1 protein-coding gene is annotated in these 1,326 nt (G+C 55.6%); it reads right to left on the bottom strand.

Features of this window, described 5'->3' with window-relative positions:
* Window positions 1-36 precede the first annotated feature (36 nt).
* On the bottom strand, window positions 37-1,251 hold the full coding sequence (locus tag KEHDKFFH_RS19940; protein WP_104323514.1) for an IS256 family transposase: 1,215 nt from the start codon (window positions 1,249-1,251) through the stop codon (window positions 37-39).
* Window positions 1,252-1,326: the final 75 nt, after the last annotated feature.

The following is a 1,326-nucleotide window of genomic DNA, read 5'->3' as shown; positions in this document are numbered from 1 at the left end:
GAGCCTGTAAATAAATCTGTGTAACTGCCCACCCCATTAAAGGTGGCCGTCCAGGCGGTCACCGAATTCGATAATAAAGCGATTCAAGGCCGGCTTCCAATCACGAATCGGCATGGTCCACTTCTTCGAGGCCTGCTGGATCGCCAGGAAGGCCACTTTCAGGGCCGAGTCATCACTTGGGAACAGCTTCCGGCGCTTGGTCGCTTTGCGGATCACGCTGTTCAGCGACTCAATGGCATTGGTGGTGTAGATCACTTTCCGGATCGCGGGCGGGTACTCGAAGATGGTGATCAGGTTATCCCAGTGGCTTTGCCAGGAACGAGAGATCTGTGGGTATTGGCTGTCCCAGCGCTCTTCAAAGGCCTCCAGTGCTTGCCGGGCTTCATGTTCCGTGGCGGACTGATAGATCTGCTTCAGATCGGCCGTCACGGCCTTGTAGTCCTTCCAGGACACGTAGCGCAGAGAGTTGCGAACCATGTGCACGATGCAGAGCTGAACCTTGGTCTGGGGATACTCCGCCGCAATGGCATCCGGGAAGCCTTTGAGGCCATCCACACAGGCGATCAGGATGTCCTCCAAGCCACGGTTCTTCAGTTCTGTCAGTACCGATAGCCAGAACTTCGCGCCTTCGGTCTCGGCCAGCCAGAGGCCCAGCAGTTCCTTCTGGCCCTCCATGTTGATGCCCAAGGCCAGGTATAGGGACTTGTTGATTACCCTCTTATCCTGACGAATTTTCAGAACGATGCAGTCCAGATAGACGATGGGGTAGACCGGATCAACAGGGCGATTCTGCCACTCGTGAACCTGATCGATCACACGTTCCGTCACTTTGGACACCAGAGTGGCCGAGATGTCGGCGTCGTACATCTCCTTGAAGGCGTCCACGATATCCCGGGTGCTCAGGCCCTTGGCGTAAAGCGCCAGGATCTGGTCATCCATCTGGGTCAGGCGGGACTGACCTTTACGGACGAACTGAGGCTCGAAGGAACCGTCCCGGTCACGAGGAGTCTGTATAGGTACTTCGCCGTGTTGACCCTTCAGGCGCTTGGCGGAATAGCCGTTACGGCTGTTGCCGGTGCCACGGCCTTCAAGAGCGTGCTTCTCGTATCCAAGATGCTCATCCAGTTCGGCGTTGAGGGCGGTCTCGACGGTAAGCTTGACCAACTGCTGTGTGAGGGCTCCGAGATCTTTTTCAGACTTGATGTCCTTGGCCAGCTCGGCGGCCATAGCTTTAAGTTTTTCTTGGTCCAATTGCGTACCCACGATGGTATCCTTTTGAAAAGATTACTCAGTCGTGGGCAGTTACACAATTTGGTTTACAGCCTC

Origin of the sequence: Marinobacter maroccanus (assembly GCF_002933275.1) — a bacterium.
GTDB lineage: Bacteria > Pseudomonadota > Gammaproteobacteria > Pseudomonadales > Oleiphilaceae > Marinobacter > Marinobacter maroccanus.
The sequence above is the reverse complement of the archived record's forward strand: the minus strand, read 5'-3'. Positions and strand labels throughout refer to the sequence as shown.